The organism is Shewanella sp. 10N.261.52.F9 (assembly GCF_041471165.1).
Taxonomy (GTDB): Bacteria; Pseudomonadota; Gammaproteobacteria; order Enterobacterales; family Shewanellaceae; genus Shewanella; species Shewanella marinintestina.
In genome coordinates this window covers 1-236 of sequence record NZ_JBFRNX010000074.1, presented here as the reverse complement: position 1 = coordinate 236, position 236 = coordinate 1, and the positions used below count along the sequence as shown (strand labels likewise).

General features: G+C 44.1%; 1 protein-coding gene. It reads left to right on the top strand.

The window, feature by feature from the left end; genetic code table 11:
• A partial coding sequence (locus AB4298_RS21340; RefSeq protein ID WP_371988344.1) for an Ig-like domain-containing protein occupies positions 1–236 on the top strand: 236 nt, incomplete at both ends.

Below are 236 nucleotides of genomic sequence, written 5' to 3'. Positions count from 1 at the left end.
ATTGATGTGGCAAGCTTTGTCAGCAATGAGTCAGGCCGGGATTTCGTGATTAGTGGTGTTGTAGGCGCCAAACTGGGTAGCGTGAACTTGATTACGGATACCACCCAATTTACTTACACACCTAATAATATTAGTTTTGGTGATGAAACCTTAACTTATGCGGTGACGGATAATGAGGGCCATTATGCTTACGCAGATATTGCGATAAGCCTTGAAGCTTCGGTTAAGCCCAGCAT